The sequence below is a fragment of the Streptococcus sp. 4155 genome (assembly GCF_013276695.1).
Lineage (GTDB): Bacteria > Bacillota > Bacilli > Lactobacillales > Streptococcaceae > Streptococcus > Streptococcus pseudopneumoniae.
The window spans coordinates 1-1,582 of the sequence record NZ_VMLM01000066.1; the positions used below are offsets into that span (position 1 = coordinate 1).

The 1,582-nt window shown below is 40.5% G+C and carries 5 protein-coding genes; all 5 read left to right on the forward strand.

The window, feature by feature from the left end; genetic code table 11:
• Nucleotides 1-356 (forward strand): hypothetical protein (locus tag HT715_RS08300; RefSeq protein WP_172922907.1); only part of this gene is annotated, 356 nt, incomplete at its 5' end.
• A gap of 1 nt (nucleotide 357) precedes the next feature.
• Nucleotides 358-573: a hypothetical protein gene (locus HT715_RS08305; RefSeq protein WP_001003765.1), complete on the forward strand. Its 216-nt coding sequence runs from the start codon at nucleotides 358-360 to the stop codon at nucleotides 571-573.
• On the forward strand, nucleotides 570-866 hold the full coding sequence (locus tag HT715_RS08310) for a hypothetical protein (RefSeq protein ID WP_000122740.1): 297 nt from the start codon (nucleotides 570-572) through the stop codon (nucleotides 864-866). Before HT715_RS08305 ends, HT715_RS08310 begins: the two co-directional genes overlap by 4 nt.
• Nucleotides 844-1,185, forward strand: coding sequence for a hypothetical protein (locus tag HT715_RS08315; RefSeq protein ID WP_000058847.1), 342 nt, complete (start codon nucleotides 844-846; stop codon nucleotides 1,183-1,185). The genes HT715_RS08310 and HT715_RS08315 overlap by 23 nt, the downstream gene beginning before the upstream one ends.
• Complete coding sequence (locus tag HT715_RS08320; RefSeq protein WP_000492134.1) at nucleotides 1,178-1,450, forward strand: hypothetical protein; 273 nt, start codon at nucleotides 1,178-1,180, stop codon at nucleotides 1,448-1,450. The genes HT715_RS08315 and HT715_RS08320 overlap by 8 nt, the downstream gene beginning before the upstream one ends.
• Nucleotides 1,451-1,582 lie beyond the last annotated feature (132 nt).

Sequence of the window (1,582 nt, forward strand, 5' to 3'; positions counted from 1 at the left end):
ATGAACAACAGGAAACACTCAAGGAACAGACGGAAAGGATGAAACAGAGAGTAGTATCTGAGGTAATAGGAGAATTAGAGTGGAGAGAATATTCATATTATAAAAATTTTTGGGGGGATATGGATCTTTTAAAATGCCTTTCTAATTTTGATGGATTTCTTTTCATAAGCACATACCTAGCGGAAATAACCAAAGAGAATGACTATCCTATGGATAAAAACCAAGTATTAAATTACGTCTGGGAACTTTTGGCAATTGATATTGCAAAGAAAAAACGAGATAAAAAGAACCTCTTGGGCTTATGGACAAGTTCGATTGAGTACACCCGTGGAATGATGATTTATGAGGAACACTGACATGAACGAACTAGATTTGACCAATACACAGGCTGCTGTCTTAATCGTGGTATTGATTGGCTTACTACTTTATCTAAACCACCGAGACCGTAAAAAAAGCGCCCAAATAGAGCGAGAAAACCAACAGACGATAGAAACACCTAGCGAGGATTTAAACCCTGATTATGGGCGATATATCCAGCTTGCAGGGGTAAGAGTTTACGGAGGGATGAAATGAGTTACACAGTGAAGATATACCTTGATAGTGAAAAAATACCAGATGAACCTTATTTTACAAAAGATATTTTTCTAGCTACGTGTATGGACAATGCAACAAAGTTAGCTGTAACTATGGGCTTGTTGACAAAACAAGCGTTGGATTCAGAGGCTGAGACAGCTATCTTGAAAACCTTGGATACAATCATAGAGACTCAAAAAGCTATTTTGCAAGGGGTAGCGAGCGGACAAATAACCTTTGTAAATAAAAGTAAAGGAGAGGAGGAACTGGATGAGCCTATCAGAGAACGATAAACGAGTATTAAGATTAATCAAGGTAGGGGCTGAGAACTCCATAACAGGGTCAGAAATTAGCCTGACAACCAAGCTAACAGAAAGAACTGTACGTGACATTATCAAGCGTCTAGTAGTTAAGCACAACATCCCTATTGTAGGGGTTAGATGCGGCGTTTTTAGTGGGTACTTTATTCCAGCGAATAAAGGCGAGTTACTAGATGGCGCTAAGGCTTTTTACAACCAAGTACAGGAGGAGAGCAAGCGCCTAGCGGTGTTGATGAATAGCGACCTAGAAAGCTACAAAGAAACCTTGAAGGAGGTGGGCGGATATGTTTAGCCTAAGCCGAGAAAGCGAGCAAGACCTAGCGCATGGCATTCTGGAGGTAGTGGAAAGATACCTGGAAGCGCATGAGAAAGCACCGCCAAGATTGACCAAGTTAATAAATAGGATTGAACTCAAAGAAGAGTTAAAAATTAGTGACAACACGCTGAATAAGTGGGAAAGTCAGGGTTTAAGACGCTATCAACCGCCAGACGATGGTTCAAGAATGATTTACTATTTAGTGACCGACATCTGGAAGTTTCTGGGGGTGGATGAATGAGAGTGCTGGAGTTAATTCTATCCGCTGACAAATTGCCTTTGTTTGGCTTTCTCAAGTCAAATCCTACTCAAGTATGGAAGAATGGGGAACATTACAAATTTATCTACTTTGAGCCAATAGGCGAGGGCTTGA

What these genes read in the sequence shown, in the direction of transcription:
- HT715_RS08305 (WP_001003765.1), top strand. Translation starts at nt 358, where the DNA reads ATGAACGAACTAGATTTGACCAATACACAGGCTGCTGTCTTAATCGTG.
- HT715_RS08310 (WP_000122740.1), top strand. Translation starts at nt 570, where the DNA reads ATGAGTTACACAGTGAAGATATACCTTGATAGTGAAAAAATACCAGAT.
- HT715_RS08315 (WP_000058847.1), top strand. Translation starts at nt 844, where the DNA reads ATGAGCCTATCAGAGAACGATAAACGAGTATTAAGATTAATCAAGGTA.
- HT715_RS08320 (WP_000492134.1), top strand. Translation starts at nt 1,178, where the DNA reads ATGTTTAGCCTAAGCCGAGAAAGCGAGCAAGACCTAGCGCATGGCATT.